The sequence below is a fragment of the Mucilaginibacter gynuensis genome (genome assembly GCF_039541195.1).
GTDB lineage: Bacteria > Bacteroidota > Bacteroidia > Sphingobacteriales > Sphingobacteriaceae > Mucilaginibacter > Mucilaginibacter gynuensis.
In genome coordinates this window covers 15,661-34,551 of record NZ_BAABFT010000009.1, presented here as the reverse complement: position 1 = coordinate 34,551, position 18,891 = coordinate 15,661, and the positions used below count along the sequence as shown (strand labels likewise).

Here is an 18,891-nt window from a genome sequence, read left to right as displayed (position 1 = left end):
AAAAACAGAGACTTATAGTTTAAGTCCGATACGAATTGGCCCTTTCACCGGTTCGCCGGTAACGGGCATCCCTTTTTGGGTAATCACGACCTTTCCTTTTTCCTGTAATTGAAAAGCTACGCCGCGCACTTCGCCCATGTGGCTACGCCAGTCCGACGGAAAAAGCGCCCGTGCGACCTCGGAGGGGCAGGTCGTCTTCAAGGCGCCGCGTTCTGCGGCGCTTTGAAGGATAGCTTTTGCGATATCAGGCTTAACGGACATGAGGTCCAAATAATCAGGACACCTGTTTTAATTTGGCGGCCATGCTCATCCTAGTATGCGGCACGGCGCGCAGGCGTTCTGCCGGAATCAGTGTTCCTGTCACCTTGCAAATACCATAAGTTTTATTTTGGATGCGGACCAGCGCGGCTTCCAGTTGTTCGATGAATTTTTTCTGCCGGGCCGCTAATTGATTCGTTTGTTCCTTTTCATAGGTCGCCGAACCGTCCTCCAGGGTTTTACCCGCAATGGCCGCATCATCGCCATTACTGTTCGATGAGCTTAAGGCTGCGGTCAATTCGTCCAGTTCTTCACGTGCCATCCTGATCTTATCATCTATCAGCTGCTTAAATTCCAGCAGCTCGGTATCGTTATAGCGGGTCTTGTTGTATTCGTTTTGCATGTGCTTTCAACAACAAAACAGGGAGATGGTTTGCTAAAAAATCAACGCCTTATCTTCCATGTTCATGCTTCGTCCAAATCAGCTTGGACACATCGTAGACTAATGCGTTGGCCTGTTTCAAGTAAGCCGTTTGAATCGCTGCCGGTATCACCTTTTCGCGCGATAGCAGACATGAATAATTCAGGTTGTTGCCGGCCACCAGCGCATGGCGATAGTCCAGGTCAATAGCGATCACATTATAACCGGCATAGAATCGAACCGTCAGGATTCAGTGAATAGGTCGCACTCACATTAGCCGATGATTTTGAGATCGTAGGTGTGGCTAACCGCAGCTATGAGAGCTCAAAAAAATCAGCAGAGGCATTAAACCTACCTTATGCCTTTGACAACGTGCGATCACTGGTAAGCTGCACGGAGATCGACCTGGTCGTGGTAACCGTTAAAGTTCCATATCACTTTTTGAACTTGTGAGCGAAGCGTTGAATGCGGGCAAACATGTTTTTTGCGAATGGCCCCTGGGTAATGGATCGGAGGAAGCCCGGAAACTGGCCGAGCTGGCCAGACAGAAGGGTGTTGTTGCTGCTATCGGAACACAAATGCGCTACGCCCCCGAGGTGACTTACCTGAAACAGTTGATCGCAGATGGGTATGTAGGTAAAGTATTATCCACCACCCTGATCGGCGCTGGCGGTAGCTGGGGAAATGAAATAACTGAGGACCATTATTATCTCTACGTACAGGCTAGTGGCGCAACGCTGCAAGCCATTCCTTTAACACACACGCTGGCAGGCTTAACGGAGGTTCTCGGAGGTATAGACCAGTTGTCAGCCCGGACACTTACTCACTTCGATCACGTTAAAGTTATTGAAACAGGAGACCTGAAGAAAAAAAACACCCCGGATCAGATAATGATTCACGGAACATTACAAGGCGGCGCCGCCTTGTCCGTACATTACCGTGGCGGGATAACCCGCGGCACCAACTTATTATGGGAGATCAACGGTACTGAGGGTGACCTGCAGGTGACCGGCGAAAATGGCCATGGCCAAATTGTTCAACTTGCGATCAAAGGCGCGAAAGGTGAAGAAAAAGATATGAAAACGCTCTTGCCGCCCCCGATTGCTTACGATGGTTGGCCGTCGTTTTCAGGAGCACGTAATGTTGCTCACCTTTACGCAATTATTGCTGAAGATGTACGAACAGGGTCACGAAAGGCGCCTAATTTCGAAGATGGTGTCGCCCTTCATGATCTAATTGACCGTGTAGAAAGATTTGCACAAGCGAACAAGATAAATAATAAGCCCCCGTCAAGTGAATAGACTGCCGATCGGACAACAGAGAATGCTGCCAATATTCAGCAACATATTCGATCAATTTCCTAATCCACTTCGTGCAGCCAGTTGCTGACCATGTATGGCCAGGGCTTTTGCATGGCGGAATTGCTGTTTATTCCAAAACCCTAGCGCGGTTTTCGTATCCGGGTGTTCTTCTAGGCTCATAGCTAAAGTGACCGCATCCCGGTACGCCTTTGCAGTGCCTGAAGCGGTATGAGGCCTTACCAGGCTTGACGCATCTCCCAGGACCACCACATTGCCATTGTACATCTGTGGTACCGCCATATCCAGAATTACCTGTAAAAATGGCTGAGCTGTTTGAAGCACTCGATCACGCAATACCGGCGGTAGTTGTTCAAATGCAGCTTGGTTGAGATCTTCCACACTTGCCTTACTCAAGTAACCGGCCGGAACAGTAAAATCACGTTGCAGGCCATTTTGATCTGTTAATAAATCTCTTAATTCATCCTTCGTTTTATTTTGGTACCAAACCCAGTTGTATAGTCTTTTGCCCTCCGTTAATTCGCCGTTAAGACCAGGAACCAGGTAGCATAAAAGGTGTGAGTTATCATAAGGATAGATAGAGAACTTGTCGCTGAAGAAAGCCACCTCCTCCTTAGTTAATTCACTCTCGGGAATCAATCCACGGTAAGCAACATAGCCGGCATAAAGCGGGTGAATGTTCGGACCTACATATTCTCTAACCACCGAGTTAAATCCATCTGCACCAATGAGCAGGTCCGCAGTTCTCTCTTCACCGTTTTTGAATATCGCCGTTACGGTGCCGCCATTATCAGTAACACCATCCAGTTCAAAACCAGTAAGGTAATTAGCCGATGGAAAGAAATCTTTTAACCTGCGCCACAAATAATTCCAGGATGTAAATATGGTATCGTTAGGATAGATCAGTGCTATACTACCGTTATCATCCAATACCTGCCGCTGCGTAGCCGGTACGCCAAATACCTCCCGTGGCGCTATGCCTTTTTCTATCAGGTAGTCCATCAGATCGGGCTGGATGACCAACCCTGCACCACGGTCTTTCATATCGCCGGGCGAGCGTTCATAAATGCTTACCAAATGCCCTTTTTCCTGCAGTGCGATACCTGCACACAATCCGCCAATGGAACCGCCTATTATAATGATATTCATTGTGTTAATTATTTAGATTTAGACCCGCTTGTAACCACATTTACAATTGCTGCAACTGCTAACAGCGCCATAAAAGAGGTTGACCAGCCCCAGCCGCCTGCATTATACAATTGTATAGCGATAAAGGAGCCCAAAGCGCCGCCGATAAAATAACTCGTCATGTAAACGGTATTGATGCGGCTGTTAGCCAGATGATCCAGAGAATAGATAACGGCGATGTTGGTAACTTGGGTAGCCTGAACACCAATATCAAGCAGGATAACGGTGACCCAGATCGCGGCAATAGCACCCGGAAACGATATTAACACAAGGATACTTACTAATGTTAAGCCGGTGGCAAATAGTAAAGACCTGCGAGGTGTGCCATTGTCTGCCAGTTTACCAAATACCGGCGCTATCAAAGCCCCTGCTGCGGCAAGTAATCCAAATAAGCCGATATGAGATGCAGAATAATTAAACGGTGCATCACTCAGGTAAAAAGTAAGGGTTACCCAAAAAGCACTAAGTGTGCCAAAGGCCAGCATACCGGTCAAGGCAGTGCGGCGTAGTAATGGAAATCTGCGTAGCTGGGCAACTGTTGATCTGAGAAGCCCGCCATAGGTTCCGGTAAACCACTCGGTGGTTGATGGGAAGTCCACTTGCATCAATATAGCAGTACAAAATACCATAGCAGCCGATAAGAGGTAAACATATTGCCAGCCCAACCATCCCGTAATAAAACCACTGTATACACGTGCTACTAAAATGCCCACCAGTATACCTGTGAATATTTGCCCTACTATTTTGCCCCGGTTCTCTTTAACCAAGCTGGCGGCCATAGGCAGGATAACCTGTGCTACAACCGAAAATACACCTATTAGCAGGCTTCCAGCGTATAGTATGGTAAGTGTAGGCGAATAGGCAACCAGTAATAAGGAAAGGATCAAGCCTATCTGAAGATAAAGAATGAGCTTTTTGCGCTCGATCATATCACCAATAGGTGTCAGGAAGAACAAGCCTAAGCCGTAGCCAATTTGAGATAACACAGATATGGTGCCCGCTTTTTCCGCACTGATGTGAAATTGTTGTGCAATGGCATGCAATATAGGTTGGCTGTAATAAACATTCGCTACGGCAATCCCGGCGGTAGCTGCCATAATTAAAACCTGAGTTCGTGTTAAAGATTTCATTGTAAGCGTTTTTATTGTATTGTTATTATCCTGACCGGACAATACAAAGTTGGTTACAATGCGTGCTTCGCGCCAATGAACTGGTTTAGGAAATAAGGGCGAACTGGATCAACAAAAAATGTTGAACCAGATTAACTTTCCCGTGATACCCGCTTATTCCGGAGCTTCGAAAGGTACTCGGTGGTCATGCCGAGAAAGGAAGCCAGGGCATACTGCGGCACTTTGCTTACGATGACCGGATAACGCTCCAGGAAAAGTTCATAGCGTTGCTCGGCCGTTTTGGTCAGATTGACGATAACCCGGCGCGCCATATGAGCTGCAGTGTTTTCGGCCAGTATGCGGAAGAAAGTTTCATAAACGTGCCTGCGCTTTTTAAGCTCCTGCTCTGCTTCATAGCTGATCTGTAGCACTACGCTGTCCTCCAGGGCCATCACGAACATCGAAGCAGGCTGTTGAAAAATATAACTGTTGTAATCGGAGATCCACCAATCATCAATAGCAAATTGTATGGTATGTTCCTGGCCCTCGTCGCCTATAACATAAGCCCTGAAACTGCCCTGGACAACATAGAATCTGTATTTGGCGACGAATTCAGGCTGTACAATGAACTGCCGTTTTTTAACTTTAACCAGTTTAAAACTTCGACAGAACTCATTGAGCTCATCATCTGTTATACTGATGCGTTTTCGGATATGTGTTGCAAGCGGATCAAATTCTGCCATGTGAGCGTTTAAGCCTGTAAGTAAATAAATCTGGAAGCAAGATAATCATAGATCATAAAAACTTTACTAAAAGGTCTTATAATAAAGTATTTAATTCTGTTGTTGATCTCCATTCAAGCCAGTGTCCACCAGGTGGATATACTTATTATCGGTGTTTCCCATACTTACAGCAAATACCCGACATAAGATCTTTCCGGCGTTTATACAAGATCATAAAAATTCATTCTAACGCTATTTTTGGCGAATTTTTGAGCGAGGAAAGCCAAGTGGCTGTATCGTAGGCTTGCACCCAACCAGGCACATTAACGGAGGTAAATGTGTTGTCGCCGGGACATATGAAAACGCCGATCCACGAACGCTTAGGGTTATCTTGTTAAACGGGGTGGCACCATTGAAGAAATGGCCAACGGGTACTTGTTTCTGATTTTATTGATGCATCATGTAATTATATGGAAACGAGTCAATGTCTTAATAAAGTGTTAAAATTCGGTGTAGGCGATATCAACCTCAAAATCTTAAGAAATATGATTGACAAGTCTTGTCAGAACACCTAATTTAGTGATCAATAAACGCTTTATACATGAAGTCAACCTGGCCATCCACACCTCTGTCCATCTTTTTGATTGTATCAATATTTCCGCTTATGCCGGCATTGGCGCAACTGACGCCGCCCAAAACACGCATAACCACCGTTGAGGACCGCTATTTCGACAAAACGGTTCAAGATAATTACCGTTGGCTGGAAAATGTGAGCGCCCCGGATGTGAAAGAATGGGTAATGGCACAGGGCGAATATACCAAACGACTGCTCGACCGCATTCCGGGCCGGGACAGCCTGATCAGCACCTTAACCGGCTTTGACCGAATGCAGCCAGAACGCTATTCGGCCATCAAACGACGCGCCGGACGATATTTTTTCCGCAAAACCATGCCGGGAGAAAACATTGGCAAGTTATACTACAAGCAGGGTGAGCATGGCGCTGAAATACTGTTGTTCGATCCTTCCACATATCAGAACGGTAAAGGCTATTATATGTTAGATCACCTGCCCAGCCATGACGGAAAGATGGTCGCAATTGCTATTGCCAATGGCGGTGGCGAGATTGCCACATTGCGGGTCATTGACGTCGGCGGTAACAAATTTCTATCCGACAAACTGTCACCTGTCCGGGAAGAATTTACCTGGGCTCCTGATAGCCGGGGTATTATTTATACCGTATTAAATTCGGCAGATCCCTTTGATGTCAATTTTCAGATGAATACGCAGGCCTGTTACCATGCATTGGGAACTAATCCGCAGAATGATCGGGTAATCTTATCCGCCTCCAAAAATCCGGAGCTCGGTATAAGCAAGACCGAAGTCCCTACCGTGTATGTAAGTAATGATCTACAGCACCTGATCGGGAATCTGATGACGGTTGATTACCGAATGCATGTGGTGATCGCACCGATAACTGACCTGGCAAAAGCAAAGATCAACTGGAAGCCTTTGATCAGCCGTGAGGATAGTATAGCCGGGCTGACAGATGTTGGCGGGCAGCTGTTTCTGCACAGCATCAAGGGCGCGCCCAATGGACGTGTGCTGGTGACCTCACTGGCGAGTCCTGACGTGCGGGTCGCAAAGGTCGCGGTCGCGGAAGGCAATAAGATCTATGAAATCGGCGCCAGTAAAGATTACCTGCTGATCACCAAAGACGATGTGGTGCGATCATACCTGCAAACGTATCATGCCGCTACCCGTCAACTGCACAATATCCCCCTGCCTGTAAGTGGTGTAGGCGGTATACGAAGCTATGATCCTCAGGCAAACGATTTGTATGTATCGCTCGTTTCCTGGCTTTATCCGCCCGTAACTTATAACTATTCGCCGCCAATCGGTAAACTTACGCCAAGCACTTTTCACCGGCAGTCCAAATACCCGGGACTTGATCAGCTGACAGTGGAAGAGATTGAGATTCCCGGGCATGACGGGACCCTGATCCCGCTGAGTATCATCTACCGCAAAGGATTGAAAAAAGATGGCTCCACTGTTTGTTTTATGACCGGCTACGGCGCCTATGGACATTCAGCCACGCCTCATTTCGATCCGAAATATCTCGCCTTGCTTAATCAGGGCGTCATCGTCGCCGTTACCCATCCCCGTGGTGGCAGTGAGAAGGGCTTGTCCTGGTATAAAGCGGGCTTTAAAACGACCAAGCCAAATACCTGGAAGGATTTTATTTCCTCAGGCGAATACCTGATCAGGGCGGGCTATACCAGCGCCCGCCACCTGATCGGAGAAGGTACCAGCGCCGGCGGCATACTGATTGGCCGCGCCATCACCGAGCGGCCGGATCTTTTTGCCGCGGCTATTAATAACGTGGGCGTCACCAATGTCATGCGCTTTGAACTGACACCGAATTCGGATAACATCGCGGAATTCGGTACGTTTAAAGATTCGGTGGAAAGCAAAGCCCTGTATGAAATGGACGCACTTTATCACGTTAAAAAAGGCACACCCTATCCCGCTGTGATCAGCGTTGGCGGCATGAACGACCCAAGGGTGATCATCTGGCAGCCGGGAAAATTTACCGCCGCCCTGCAAAATTCGACTTCTTCCGGTAAACCTGTTCTCCTGCAGGTCAACTATGATAACGGGCATTTTACGGAAGATAAGACGGTTACATTTCGCAACTTTGCAAACATGTACGCCTTCGCCTTATGGCAGGCAGGGCATCCGGGGTTTAAGATCAGATAAAAAGCCAGGTATTTCAAAAAAACATCTATTTCACCACTATCATTCATCCAACAAACTGCAATAAATTATGCGTTCGTTAACCATACTATTATTATTTCCTTAAGTTCTTACTGCCTGGGGCAGCAACGGAAGATTATTGATGTGCATTTTCATACGCGATCAGCCGGTGATTATGGGTTGCAGCCCCCGCCTAATCCGGCGACAGGCAAGAAGCCGAACGCAGGCAGCAATGAGGCAATCCTCTCCAGCAATTATCATTTGCTGAAGCAGTATAATGTCGTAAAAGCAATCTGCTCGGGCACATTGAAGAGGAATGCAGATTATATAAGCGCCGATCCTGAACGTTTCATCAGTTCTTTGGAATATCCTGATCATCAAAATAATCCCATACCGGATACCGCCACTTTCAGGAAGATGGTCATGGCGAAGAAATTTACTGTTTTTGGTGAATTGGGATTACAATATGAAGGGCGGACACTGGATGAATCGATATCTGAACCTTATTTGGCTATTTGTGAACAGTATGACATTCCGGTTGCTGTGCATACTGGAATCGGGCCGCCGGAAACACCCTACCACGGATCCCCCAACTTTACCATAGCTGCCGGGAAACCGTCCTGTCTTGAGCCAGTATTAAAAAAACATCCTAAACTTAAGATTCAGATGATGCATATGGGGTATCCCTATCTGGAGGAAACAAAAGCGATCATGGGTGTATACCCCCAGGTGTATGCGGATTTTTCCGTGATTGACTGGATACTTCCCGTTCAGGAATTTTATGATTATCTGAAAGCTTTGCTCACGGCGGGCTTCGGTAAGCGCCTGATGTATGGATCAGATCAAATGATATGGGAAGATGCCATCCCATTATCGATAAAAAACGTTGAGAATGCCCCGTTTTTAAATACGCAGCAAAAGAACGACCTGTTTTATAACAATGCGGCGAACTTTTTCCATCTTCAGTAGGCCACGCATTTTGCAACCAAATCGCCGTCATCATTGAAAGCGCTAGAGATGTTCGAGCAAAAAATTTGGCGCCTGTTTTGATCAACAAGCCTAATGTAAGACACCTGCCATAAGGGTTCACTTCTAAGGCATTGGCTGCGGCCTGTCGTCGCAGCGGCCAATTAGGAGAACATATCAACATCGCGCGAATAATCAATAATCTTTACATGAAAGCGCTCCCGCTAGGAACTATCATACTAAACTTCCAAACCATCAATTCTGTATCATTTTCAAAAAGTCTCTTTACCTTACCATCCGGGACCGTACGTAGGTGATTATTGACGAGGAACTCAACTGCCAACGGGAACAGCAATTTAAGGGATGGATCCTTATGATTTTAATTTGATGATTGTTGACTTAATCGTTGCAAAAAAAGAGGGAAAGATAAATGAAAACGAGAGAGGTATCGGGATCATAAAACGGCTGTAGTCCAAGGCCGGTCTAAATTATACATTGAACCGATTGTCGACTGCTACGTGAACCGGGCAACGCCGATGAGACAGTGGCCGGTTACCCGATGGCGTTGCTCTGCGGATTAAAGACCTTTAAAGAAATAGCCTGTCCGGCTATTTCGCCCTGCTCATCCGCTCTGTGATATTATAACAAGTGACCAGTAAATAACCGGCTTGGCCGCCGGCCTCTTGCACCGGAACAATATCCAACTGCCACCAGCACTCCGCCAGGTTCAGATTTGAACTGCAGGGATGTTGTAATGGAACGGAACGGTCGTAAAAGCCGTATCGGTTTCCAGGGCGCGGCAAAGTGCATCCAGCAGCGCCTTTCACTCCAACCCGCCCTGTCGGGCTCAAATGCCTCCCAAGGGGTTCAGCTACAGTATTACAGTGATGCGTGTAAGTCGCTTGCTGATATGCCTGATTGTAAGCAACAATGGTGAAGTGCGGTACGTCGGCAAGAAGGATGTTCATGGGCTGCTCAGCTTCAGCGATCAGATTTATCAGGGAGACGATGCGCATACTTCAAATTGGGGAATAAATTTACAAAATCCGGCGATTGTTTGCCCTTGTACCGATTGAAATATGATATGGGCTTTCGCCGGCAGCGTCAGGTCAAATATTCAGGGTCCAGATCACTGAATGCCTGCATGGTCTGATCGTTAGCATGCAGGAGATCAACACCTGTGCTCTTTCAGATAGGCGAGCTGCCGAACCATTTGAGAAATTTACCTTACGGCTAAGGTAATACAAAACGATTTACAACAATCTCAAATATTATTAAACAAATTATTTTACTTCAAGTTAAACAAAGACATCAAACTAATGAAAAACCACCATGAAAGCAGCAGTATTTCACAAACCCGGCGATATACGTTATGATACAGTTGAGGACCCACGATTACAGGAAGACACCGATGTTATTTTAAAAGTTACTTCAACCGCCATTTGCGGTTCAGACCTGCACATTCTCAGCGGCGGGGTACCGCAACCCAAACCGATGATCATGGGCCACGAGTTTATGGGGATCGTCGAAGAAGTCGGCAAAGGGGTTAAAAATCTCAAAAAAGGAGATCGTGTCGTTGTGCCGTTCCCCATTTCCTGCGGGCACTGTTTTTTTTGCCAGCATGATGCCTCGCCGGCCTGCGAGAACTCTAATTACAAACATTACGGCCCTAACGGCGATATGGCCGATCAAAAAGGCGCCGCCTTATTTGGTTATACGGATCTGTATGGCGGCTATTCCGGCGGGCAGGCGGAATATGTACGCGTTCCGTACGCTGATATTAGTCCACGTATCGTACCGGATAACATGACCGATGAACAGGTTCTGTTTTTGACCGATATCTTTCCTACAGGCTGGTCTGCGATTGACTGGGCACAGCTGAAAGGCGGTGAGGTCGTGGCGATCTTCGGATCGGGCCCTGTTGGCCTGATGGCCCAAAAAGCGGCCTGGCTGAATGGTGCCAGCCGTGTTATTGCTATAGACCCGCTGAATTATCGTTTGGCGAAGGCTAAAGCAGTAAATAAAGTGGATACACTCAATCCTAACGAAGTCGATGTGGTAGAAGCGATCCGCGAAATGACCGGCGGCCGCGGCGCCGATGTTTGCGTGGATGCAGTTGGTTTTGAACCCGAACGCAATATTTTCGACAAGGCCAAAGCGTTGATCAATTTTGAAGTGGGTAGTATGAAAGTGATCGATCTGGCCCTAAAAGCCGTACGCCGTATGGGCACCGTATCTATCATGGGCGTTTATGGTTCTACCTATGATAATTTCCCGCTGCACCGTGCTTTTGATAAAGGCATTACGCTGAAGATGGGTCAGGCTCCGGTATTGAATTATATTGATCACCTCATCGAACTGGTCAAAACAGAAAAGGTAGTGCTGGATGATATCATTACCCATACCCTGCCTTTAAGTGAGGTTACACACGGATATGAGATCTTTAATAAAAAGGAAGAAGACTGTGTGAAAGTGGTGCTCAAACCCTGGGAGCAGCAAAAACTGACCGAAAACAAAGAACCTGTTAAAATCGAGAACTAATGGAAAATCAACAAAAAACAGCCCTGATCACGGGGGCGACCAGCGGTATCGGCAAAGAACTGGCGAAGCTGTTCGCCAACGATCATTATAACTTAATCATTGTGGCCCGCAGCCAGCATGAGCAGGAAAATACTGCCGCTGAGCTGGAAATATTTGGCATCCGGGTACAAACGATCGCCAAAGACCTTTCAGACATGGAACAGGCAAGGGCTTTATGCGCTGAAGTGAACACCCCGGTCGACGTCTTAGTTAACGATGCAGGTATGGGCGTGTACGGTTTGTTCAAAGACAACGACCTGGAACGTGAACTATCGATCATACACCTTAATATCTGCAGCCTGGTGATCCTGACCAAACATTTCGTCAAAGAAATGGCCGTGCGTGGTGAAGGCAAAGTCCTCAATTTGGGGTCGGTCGCCGGTAAACTACCCGGCCCTTGGCAGGCAGTGTATCACGCGACCAAAGCCTTTGTGCTTTCTTTCACTACCGCCATCCGCGAAGAACTTAAAGATTCGGGCATCACCTTTACCTCGCTGATGCCGGGTGCTACCGACACGGATTTCTTTAATAAAGCCGGTATGCAGAACAGCAAAGTAGTTCAGGATAAAGAAGCACTATCGGATCCAGCCGATGTCGCCAAAGATGGCTACAACGCACTAATGGCCGGTGCAGACCGCGTGATCTCCGGCTTTAAGAATAAGGCACAAGTGAATATGAGCAACCTCATGCCCGACAGCAACGTGGCCCATACGATGTATGAACAGCAAAAACCGGTTGAACAAAAACAACAGCAGCAAATCCCATAATCATCATGGTGAAATATTCTAAAAAGCACAGGACAAGGTCCGCCAGGCCTTAAACGAAGAAAAAGAAGGCACGCTGAAAAGCGTGCGGTAAAAAGGTAACGAGTAAAAAACGAGCCATCGACATCGGGCTTTCCGAAGCCCGGAAGGACGGTGCCAAAGCGCCTAAAAAGAAAGACTGATATGGAAGAGAATCAAAAAATGAGCCGCCGGCAGATGGTGGCCAGCCTGGGCACCACCCTGGCCGCCGCTACCGTGGCACCGGCCTTCGGCGCCGTAAACAATCAACCGGCGGACAGCCTGAAACTGGAGGACCCAACCACCAAATATCCACGCCCTCCTTTCCAGGCACAGTCACAGCCCTGGCCGGGACTGGCTGGTAATATGAACCCGAAACCCGACCATGGCGAAACCAGTTATAAAGGCTCCGGCCGTTTAAAAGGCCGCAGAGCACTGATCACCGGCGGCGATTCCGGCATGGGCCGTGCAGCGGCTATCGCCTGTGCCCATGAAGGCGCGGATGTGGCCATCAACTATTACCCGAGCGAGGAAGCGGATGCCCAGGAGGTGATCGCCCTGATGAAAAAGAAAGGCGTTAAAGCCATCGCTATTCCCGGCGACCTGCGCGACGAGGCCTTTTGTAAAAAGCTGGTCGATGACGCCGTGCGTCAATTAGGCGGACTGGATATCCTCGTGAATAACGCGGCAAGGCAGCAAACGCAAAAATCCATCCTGGATATTACCAGCGAAGCTTTTGACGCCACCATGAAAACGAATATCTATGGCCCCTTCTGGACGACCAAAGCCGCCCTGCCGCATTTGCCACCCGGTTCGGTCATCATCGGTACCACCTCCGAGCAGGCGTATGACCCCTCGGCGGAACTCTATGATTATGCCCAGACCAAGGCGGCGACAACCAATTATGTTAAATCACTGGCTAAACAGTTAGGCCCGAAAGGTATCCGCGTGAATGGCGTAGCCCCGGGTCCCATCTGGACACCTTTGCAGGTGAGTGGTGGCTCGACCATGGAGAAACTGAGACAATTCGGCGGTCAAACGCCATTGGGTCGTCCCGGCCAACCGGTGGAACTGGCTTCCATTTACGTGCAGCTGGCCGCCAGCGACGCGAGTTACGCGACGGGCCAGGTCTATGGTGCCGCCGGTGGCGGCGGCCAGCCTTGATCCACAAGCATAAAAAGAAGAGGTTATCTCAGAAATGAGATTGAGGCTCTGAGAATCATCCGTACGATAACTGTCTCAGCCGCCTCAACTATCCGAATAAATCAAACAAAAGAAAAGGCTGTCTCCTAAAGCCTCTTCTTTCAATCAATTGCCATGGCATCACCGCGCCTCATCTTACTTTTTGCTAATTGTTTTTTAGCTTTCCCATAGTAATCATGTTAAGCAGCTGGCCAAAGAAGAGGTAACCCGTCGTCCGTTCCACAAGATTGCCGATCAGTTAGGTTTCAGTGATGAAATGGTGCAGCAGGCTAAAACACTCATCAGCAGATTAACCTATGATAAGCCCATTGCCGCGTTCGATGATTATCGTTACGTCCGAAGTCTTAAAATTGATAAGTTTTTGGTAACAACGGGCTTTATCCGTATGCAGACCAGTAAGGTAAAGTGGCTGGATATTCAAAAAGTTTTCAGGCAGATCCATATCATTCCCCACATTATCGAAAAAGTATCATAGCTGATCTTGAAGCAAGGCAGGATAGATTCAGCAAGGAAGTAGCGGAAGACATGAAAAATATTAAAGGTGATGGTTTTTAAGCGGGATTATCCAGTTTATGATAGGGCCTATTTGTTTTAACTGATCAGATTAGTTAATGCGGCGCTAAAAATGCATTTTATACGTTTAGTCACCCGGTTGATCGCTATAAACGATCTTGCCAACGGCATACTTCAAAGGAAAGCTTCAGATTAAATGCTGTCGAATTGCTATTGTAAATACAACGTTTATTATGCGAAACTGGAGGGCATTGAAACATCATATTTTGATGTCCGCAAAAAAAAGGCCCTGACTTTAATGGACTAAACTGACAAATCAAAAATATCCTACAACTTTCTATCGCTGAAAGATATCATGCCTAAATCCATTTTCGTAAAAAGAGCGTTGGGCCCCGAACTGAACGCTGCAATACGTAGACTTAAAGGTCAGTAGGAACGATCTTAGAAGCGAATAGACACATCTGAAAATAACAGTTACGACTGGAAAACTAAGGTTGGGACTACATTCAAAAACAAGAAATTGACCTGGTGGTTCCGCCATTGGTTTTGTAATTGTTCATTGTCTGTTCATGCTTCGTTGACCGGTTGTTCCGACCCATTTTACTGGATTTTTTCAAAATTATTCATGATCTGTTTTTTACGGCGCGGAATAAGATTTTAGATTATCAAAGTGATTCTCTACCTTTCCGCATTATTTTAATTCAACTTTGCCAAGTTTGGATCATATAGCTTATCGTTTAACCTGTATTCTTCACTCATGTCACTTAAAACACATCAATTGTTAAAAAACAAGAAAAAAAACATCCTGGAGCGCTGGATGAAGAACCAATTAGCTGATGACGGGTTGCGTGAGGACCTCATCAGTAACGATGAACTACGTAGCCAGTCTGAAGAGCTGATCACAGCTTTAGTCGGTAATTTATCTTCTGAGAATTTCACGAACCTTGATGCTGATGAATGGAGCCCTGTAATTGAAATACTGGGTGGCATCGCTATTACGCGTGCCCGGCAGGGCTTCAGTCCACGAGAAACGGGTAACTTTGTTTTTTCGCTGAAAGAAGCCATCCTGGAAGTATTGCAGCAGGAGATGACCAATGATCCCACGGCTCTTTTTCAGGAAAGCCTGAAGGTTAACCGGATCATGGACAACCTTAGCGTGGTCACTTTTGAAACCTTTATTAAAGGACGTGAAGAAGTGATCCTGCGCCAGACGGATGAAATCACCGAAATTTCAACGCCGGTGATTCGGGTTTGGGACGGCATCCTGGCATTGCCGATCATCGGCACGCTTGACAGTGCACGCACACAGATCGTCATGGAAAACCTGTTGCAGGAGATTGTGGAAACAGGTTCGAGCATCGCCATTCTGGATATTTCCGGAGTACCCGCCGTGGATTCACTGGTCGCCCAGCATCTAATTAAAACGGTTAGTGCGACACGTCTGATGGGCGCTGAATGCATTATCAGCGGTATCCGTCCCGAAATCGCACAAACGGTTGTACATTTAGGTATCGATCTTTCCAATATCATCACCAAGGCGACTTTGGCAAGCGCGCTGGCCTATTCGTTTAAAGTGATGCGCCTGGAAGTAAAAAAGACCGGTACAGTTAGCAAATTTTAATTTCTAAGCTCATGGATAAAATTCCTATTCTCCGGATGGGAGCCTTTTTATTGGTGACAATACAAGTTGACCTTTACGATCGGCTGGCCCTCAACTTGGAGGCCGACCTGGTACAAATGGTCAACAAGACCAATGCAAAAGGGGTTTTGATCGATATTTCGGCCGTTTCCATTGTGGATTCATTTATGGGACGGATCATCGGCAATATTGCCAGCATGTCCAAGATACTTGACGCAGAAACCGTGGTCGTGGGCATGCAGCCTGCGGTAGCAATTACATTAATTGAGCTGGGCTTGCCGCTGAAAGGCGTGCACACCGCTTTGGATATGGAAAAAGGCATGAACCTGCTGAAGTCCATGATTGACGAGACCGAAGAGGACGCAGACGAAGACCAGACCGCAGATGATCTTATCGCTGAATAAAGATACCATACAGATACTCAAAGAGCAGGACGTGGTTTTTTTGAAGAACCGCGTTAAGGAAACCGCGGTTAAGATAAAAATGGGACTGGTCAACCAGACCCGTTTACTGACCGCCTGCAGTGAACTTGTGCGCAACATGATGCGTTATGCCGATGGCGGCGTCTGTATCGTGGAGGTGGTTTCCAGCGGGCGCAACAATGGTGTCCGCCTGACCTTTTCCGACCGGGGTCCCGGCATACCGGACATTGCCGCGGCCATGCGGGACGGTTTTTCTACGGGTAAAAGTCTGGGCCTGGGGCTACCCGGCTCCAAAAGGCTGGTCAATGAATTTGATATTAAAAGTAAAGTAGGTGAAGGCACAGTGGTAACAATCTTAAAATGGGCCAATGGTTGATGCAACGCATATCAGTTTTACGGCCAATGACCGCAGTTACTTTTCGCTGATCAAAAAAGAAATTCACCGGATAGCTACCGATGGCGGCATTGCGCCGGCGCGGATCAACGCGCTTGACCTAATCGTCGCAGAGATGACCTCGAACCTGTTTAAATACAGCGACGACGGCGAACTGCTGATGGGCGTGTTTCCCAATGGCGGCAATCCTTATGTCGAACTGATCAGCATTGATAATGGCCCCGGCATGGTCAATCCAACCAGGATGATGCAGGATGGTGTCTCGACCTCCAACACACTTGGCCATGGCCTGGGCAGCATGAAACGCCTGTCCGATACATTTGAATTATACTCGCAGATCGGCTGGGGCACCATCGCGCTGAGCCGGGTGTACAGTGACCCTGAAAGAATAAAAGAAAAAAGCAAGGTGATCATGCGTCCGATTGTGGTCTACAAGCCAGGAGAAAAAACAAGCGGCGACGGATTTACCTTTAAACAAACCGATAAATTTCTAAAAATGATGCTGGCTGACGGACTGGGGCACGGCCCGGAGGCCAACTTCGCGATAAACGAGGCGGCCAATGCCTTTAAAGTCTTTCCGGATTATAGTCCGACGGAAACGATCCGGTTTATACACAGCAGCATCAAGAAGACCCGGGGCGCGGTGATCAATATCTTAGGGTATGATTTTTCACGCAGGGTCTGGACCTCTGCCGGTGTGGGTAATATCGCAGCACGTGTATTCGGGCCGGTTAATTTTAAAAACCATATGTCATATAATGGTATCGTGGGACATAATATTCCAAATACCATGAATGACCAGGATTACGCCGTCGAAGATTATAACCAGGTCATGCTTTGCTCAGACGGAATTAAGACACGGATCGAGCTGATGCGATATCCGATGATGTATAAGTATGACCTGACCATTTTAGCCGCCGCTATTTATAAAGATCACGCCCGCCGGAATGACGACATGTCGGTGGTAATCGCAAAAGTAAAATGACAGCAATCGTATCAATTACCCTGGAAAATGAAATGGACCTTGTGCTGGCACATAAGCGGTCTATGAAAGTCGCGGAGCGCCTGGGCCTGACCGTTGCCACGCAAACCACATTCGCCACGGCGGTATCCGAGATCGCCAGAACGGTAATCGAACACACAGACACCGGCATCCTGGAGATCGGCCTGGACCAATACAAAACCCGTTACAGCCTGGTAGCTAACATAACTTTTGAAAAAGAGATCAGGTTTACCAATGCGGATTCCGGGTTCTATTACGCGCAAAAGCTGGTACCTGAGTTTGAGTTGAGTGAGTCAGCAAACAGCAACCTGATCACCTTGAAGATCGGTTTACCCCGTTCCTTAAAACTTGATCCTGTCAAGGTCAATATACTTAAAAACCATTTTGAGGAGGAATCGCCGCTGAACGCCTACGAAGAAATCAAACAGCGGAACGCGACGCTAAACCGGCTTGCGACAGAAAAAGATGAAGAGCTACGCCAGTCTAAACTGATCGATGAAAAGAAAACAGAGTTCATTTCTGTTGCCAGTCATGAGATTAAAACGCCCCTGACCATTTTAAAGGCGTATACGCAACTGGCCAATGCCACGAAAGAACCTGTTAGTGATCATTTACGCGGGTTATTAAACAAGATCGATATCCAGTCGAATAAGCTGCATGCGCTCGTACAACAACTCCTGGATATTTCCAGGATAGAAAACGGCAATCTCCAGTATAATATTCAACCGGCGAACCTCAATGAGTTTTTAAGAGGACAGATAGCAGTAATGGAGCACATCTTACCCCATCACCGTTTTGAGATCATTTTAGGGGATGATGTCCAGGTGCTGATCGATGAGCTCAGAATGGAGCAGGTAATGGCCAATCTTTTAGGAAACGCAGGCAAATATTCCGACAAAAATACGCGGATCGTACTTCAGACAAAAAAGACTGTACCCGGATCAGTTACTGTAACTATTAGTGATGAAGGGCGCGGGATGTCTCCCGAGGTCATGACATCTGTTTTTGATAAATTTTACCGGGCAAAGGATGTTATAAAAAGCCACACCGGGCTTGGGATGGGACTGTATATAACCTCCAAGATCGTTACTGACCACCACGGTAAGATTTGGGTGGAAAGCGAAGAAGGAAAAGGATCTGCCTTTTGTTTTACATTACCATTGATCATAGAAAAAAATGAACGTGAAAGTTAAGAAAATACTCATCTTTGATGATGACGAGGATATAGTAAGTATATGCACTTATATACTTGAAGAGGATGGTTGGGAGGTGCTGGCGTATGAAGATTGCAATCACCTTACGGAACGGATCACTTCATTTGCGCCAAATGTAATCCTGATGGACAATTGGATTCCGGAAGAAGGAGGAGTGACAGCTACCCGAAAGATCAAGGCTAACAGTTCTCTGGCGCATATTCCTGTTATCTATTTTTCAGCCAACAGCGATATTGAAATGCTGGCAGCGGATGCAGGTGCGGATCTCATACTATCCAAGCCCTTCGATCTTGATCAACTTCGTCACATAACGACCCAGGCTATTGAAGCCCACTGACATGCAATATTGCAATTCAATCAATATTAAAAAACGGTATTCAATTATTGACTGGACATTCCGGTA

General features: G+C 47.2%; 21 protein-coding genes and 1 pseudogene. 15 read left to right on the top strand and 7 right to left on the bottom strand.

The features are described 5' to 3' along the window. Nucleotides 1-12 precede the first annotated feature (12 nt). From ABD894_RS16975 to ABD894_RS16965, 3 genes are read right to left on the bottom strand one after another with little or no spacing between them, the layout of a single operon-like run. The gene (locus ABD894_RS16975; protein ID WP_345212261.1) at nt 13-261 is read right to left on the bottom strand and encodes a DUF3253 domain-containing protein; all 249 of its coding nucleotides are present in this window, start codon (nt 259-261) and stop codon (nt 13-15) included. Nucleotides 262-274: 13 nt separating this feature from the next. Beyond that, on the bottom strand, nt 275-661 hold the full coding sequence (locus ABD894_RS16970; RefSeq protein ID WP_345212260.1) for a TraR/DksA family transcriptional regulator: 387 nt from the start codon (nt 659-661) through the stop codon (nt 275-277). Nucleotides 662-710: 49 nt separating this feature from the next. Then, entirely contained in the window at nt 711-926 is a 216-nt protein-coding gene (locus tag ABD894_RS16965) for a lipocalin family protein (RefSeq protein WP_425562977.1), read from the bottom strand. A gap of 41 nt (nt 927-967) precedes the next feature. Between ABD894_RS16965 and ABD894_RS28205 the strand changes: the two are divergent. Together ABD894_RS28205 and ABD894_RS16960 are read left to right on the top strand one after the other, a co-directional pair. After that, nucleotides 968-1,132: pseudogene (locus ABD894_RS28205) on the top strand (hypothetical protein); the annotation flags it as partial. After that, nucleotides 1,129-1,980: a Gfo/Idh/MocA family protein gene (locus ABD894_RS16960; protein ID WP_345212259.1), complete on the top strand. Its 852-nt coding sequence runs from the start codon at nt 1,129-1,131 to the stop codon at nt 1,978-1,980. The pseudogene ABD894_RS28205 and the gene ABD894_RS16960, both read left to right, overlap by 4 nt. A 51-nt stretch (nt 1,981-2,031) precedes the next feature. Here the strand turns inward: ABD894_RS16960 and ABD894_RS16955 are convergent, their stop codons facing one another. The 3 genes from ABD894_RS16955 to ABD894_RS16945 all read right to left on the bottom strand — a co-directional run bounded on the left by ABD894_RS16955 (nt 2,032) and on the right by ABD894_RS16945 (nt 5,038). Then, nucleotides 2,032-3,147: an FAD binding domain-containing protein gene (locus ABD894_RS16955; protein WP_345212258.1), complete on the bottom strand. Its 1,116-nt coding sequence runs from the start codon at nt 3,145-3,147 to the stop codon at nt 2,032-2,034. An 8-nt stretch (nt 3,148-3,155) separates the two neighbouring features. Then, entirely contained in the window at nt 3,156-4,316 is a 1,161-nt protein-coding gene (locus tag ABD894_RS16950) for an MFS transporter (protein WP_345212257.1), read from the bottom strand. Between the two features lie 131 nt (nt 4,317-4,447). Then, nucleotides 4,448-5,038, bottom strand: a complete 591-nt coding sequence (locus tag ABD894_RS16945) for a Crp/Fnr family transcriptional regulator (protein ID WP_345212256.1) — start codon at nt 5,036-5,038, stop codon at nt 4,448-4,450. A 580-nt stretch (nt 5,039-5,618) separates the two neighbouring features. Here ABD894_RS16945 and ABD894_RS16940 point away from each other — a divergent pair. After that, nucleotides 5,619-7,775, top strand: a complete 2,157-nt coding sequence (locus ABD894_RS16940) for a prolyl oligopeptidase family serine peptidase (RefSeq protein WP_345212255.1) — start codon at nt 5,619-5,621, stop codon at nt 7,773-7,775. 141 nt (nt 7,776-7,916) lie between these two features. Next, entirely contained in the window at nt 7,917-8,741 is an 825-nt protein-coding gene (locus ABD894_RS16935) for an amidohydrolase family protein (protein WP_345212254.1), read from the top strand. Nucleotides 8,742-9,346: 605 nt separating this feature from the next. Here the strand turns inward: ABD894_RS16935 and ABD894_RS16930 are convergent. Continuing rightward, nucleotides 9,347-9,754 carry a hypothetical protein gene (locus tag ABD894_RS16930; protein ID WP_345212253.1) on the bottom strand — a complete coding sequence of 136 codons (408 nt, stop codon included), beginning with the start codon at nt 9,752-9,754 and terminating at the stop codon, nt 9,347-9,349. 316 nt (nt 9,755-10,070) lie between these two features. Between ABD894_RS16930 and ABD894_RS16925 the strand changes: the two genes are divergently transcribed. The 11 genes from ABD894_RS16925 (at nt 10,071) to ABD894_RS16880 (ending at nt 18,825) form a co-directional block, all read left to right on the top strand. Continuing rightward, entirely contained in the window at nt 10,071-11,279 is a 1,209-nt protein-coding gene (locus ABD894_RS16925) for a zinc-dependent alcohol dehydrogenase (protein ID WP_345212252.1), read from the top strand. Then, complete coding sequence (locus ABD894_RS16920; RefSeq protein ID WP_345212251.1) at nt 11,279-12,085, top strand: SDR family NAD(P)-dependent oxidoreductase; 807 nt, start codon at nt 11,279-11,281, stop codon at nt 12,083-12,085. Before ABD894_RS16925 ends, ABD894_RS16920 begins: the two co-directional genes overlap by 1 nt. 116 nt (nt 12,086-12,201) lie before the next feature. Beyond that, nucleotides 12,202-12,264: a DUF6496 domain-containing protein gene (locus ABD894_RS28200; RefSeq protein ID WP_425562976.1), complete on the top strand. Its 63-nt coding sequence runs from the start codon at nt 12,202-12,204 to the stop codon at nt 12,262-12,264. A gap of 1 nt (nt 12,265) precedes the next feature. Then, nucleotides 12,266-13,264 (top strand): SDR family oxidoreductase, encoded by a 999-nt coding sequence (locus tag ABD894_RS16915; RefSeq protein ID WP_345212250.1) that lies wholly within the window; start codon nt 12,266-12,268, stop codon nt 13,262-13,264. 295 nt (nt 13,265-13,559) lie between these two features. Then, the gene (locus ABD894_RS16910) at nt 13,560-13,778 is read left to right on the top strand and encodes a hypothetical protein (RefSeq protein ID WP_345212249.1); all 219 of its coding nucleotides are present in this window, start codon (nt 13,560-13,562) and stop codon (nt 13,776-13,778) included. Nucleotides 13,779-14,573: 795 nt separating this feature from the next. Further along, nucleotides 14,574-15,437: an STAS domain-containing protein gene (locus ABD894_RS16905; RefSeq protein ID WP_345212248.1), complete on the top strand. Its 864-nt coding sequence runs from the start codon at nt 14,574-14,576 to the stop codon at nt 15,435-15,437. 11 nt (nt 15,438-15,448) lie between these two features. Continuing rightward, complete coding sequence (locus ABD894_RS16900) at nt 15,449-15,859, top strand: STAS domain-containing protein (RefSeq protein WP_345212247.1); 411 nt, start codon at nt 15,449-15,451, stop codon at nt 15,857-15,859. Continuing rightward, nucleotides 15,840-16,253, top strand: a complete 414-nt coding sequence (locus tag ABD894_RS16895) for an anti-sigma regulatory factor (protein WP_345212246.1) — start codon at nt 15,840-15,842, stop codon at nt 16,251-16,253. The genes ABD894_RS16900 and ABD894_RS16895 overlap by 20 nt, the downstream gene beginning before the upstream one ends. Then, nucleotides 16,246-17,256, top strand: coding sequence for a PP2C family protein-serine/threonine phosphatase (locus ABD894_RS16890; protein WP_345212245.1), 1,011 nt, complete (start codon nt 16,246-16,248; stop codon nt 17,254-17,256). The genes ABD894_RS16895 and ABD894_RS16890 overlap by 8 nt, the downstream gene beginning before the upstream one ends. After that, complete coding sequence (locus tag ABD894_RS16885; RefSeq protein ID WP_345212244.1) at nt 17,253-18,467, top strand: ATP-binding protein; 1,215 nt, start codon at nt 17,253-17,255, stop codon at nt 18,465-18,467. Before ABD894_RS16890 ends, ABD894_RS16885 begins: the two co-directional genes overlap by 4 nt. Beyond that, nucleotides 18,451-18,825 (top strand): response regulator, encoded by a 375-nt coding sequence (locus tag ABD894_RS16880; RefSeq protein WP_345212243.1) that lies wholly within the window; start codon nt 18,451-18,453, stop codon nt 18,823-18,825. Before ABD894_RS16885 ends, ABD894_RS16880 begins: the two co-directional genes overlap by 17 nt. Nucleotides 18,826-18,891: the final 66 nt, after the last annotated feature.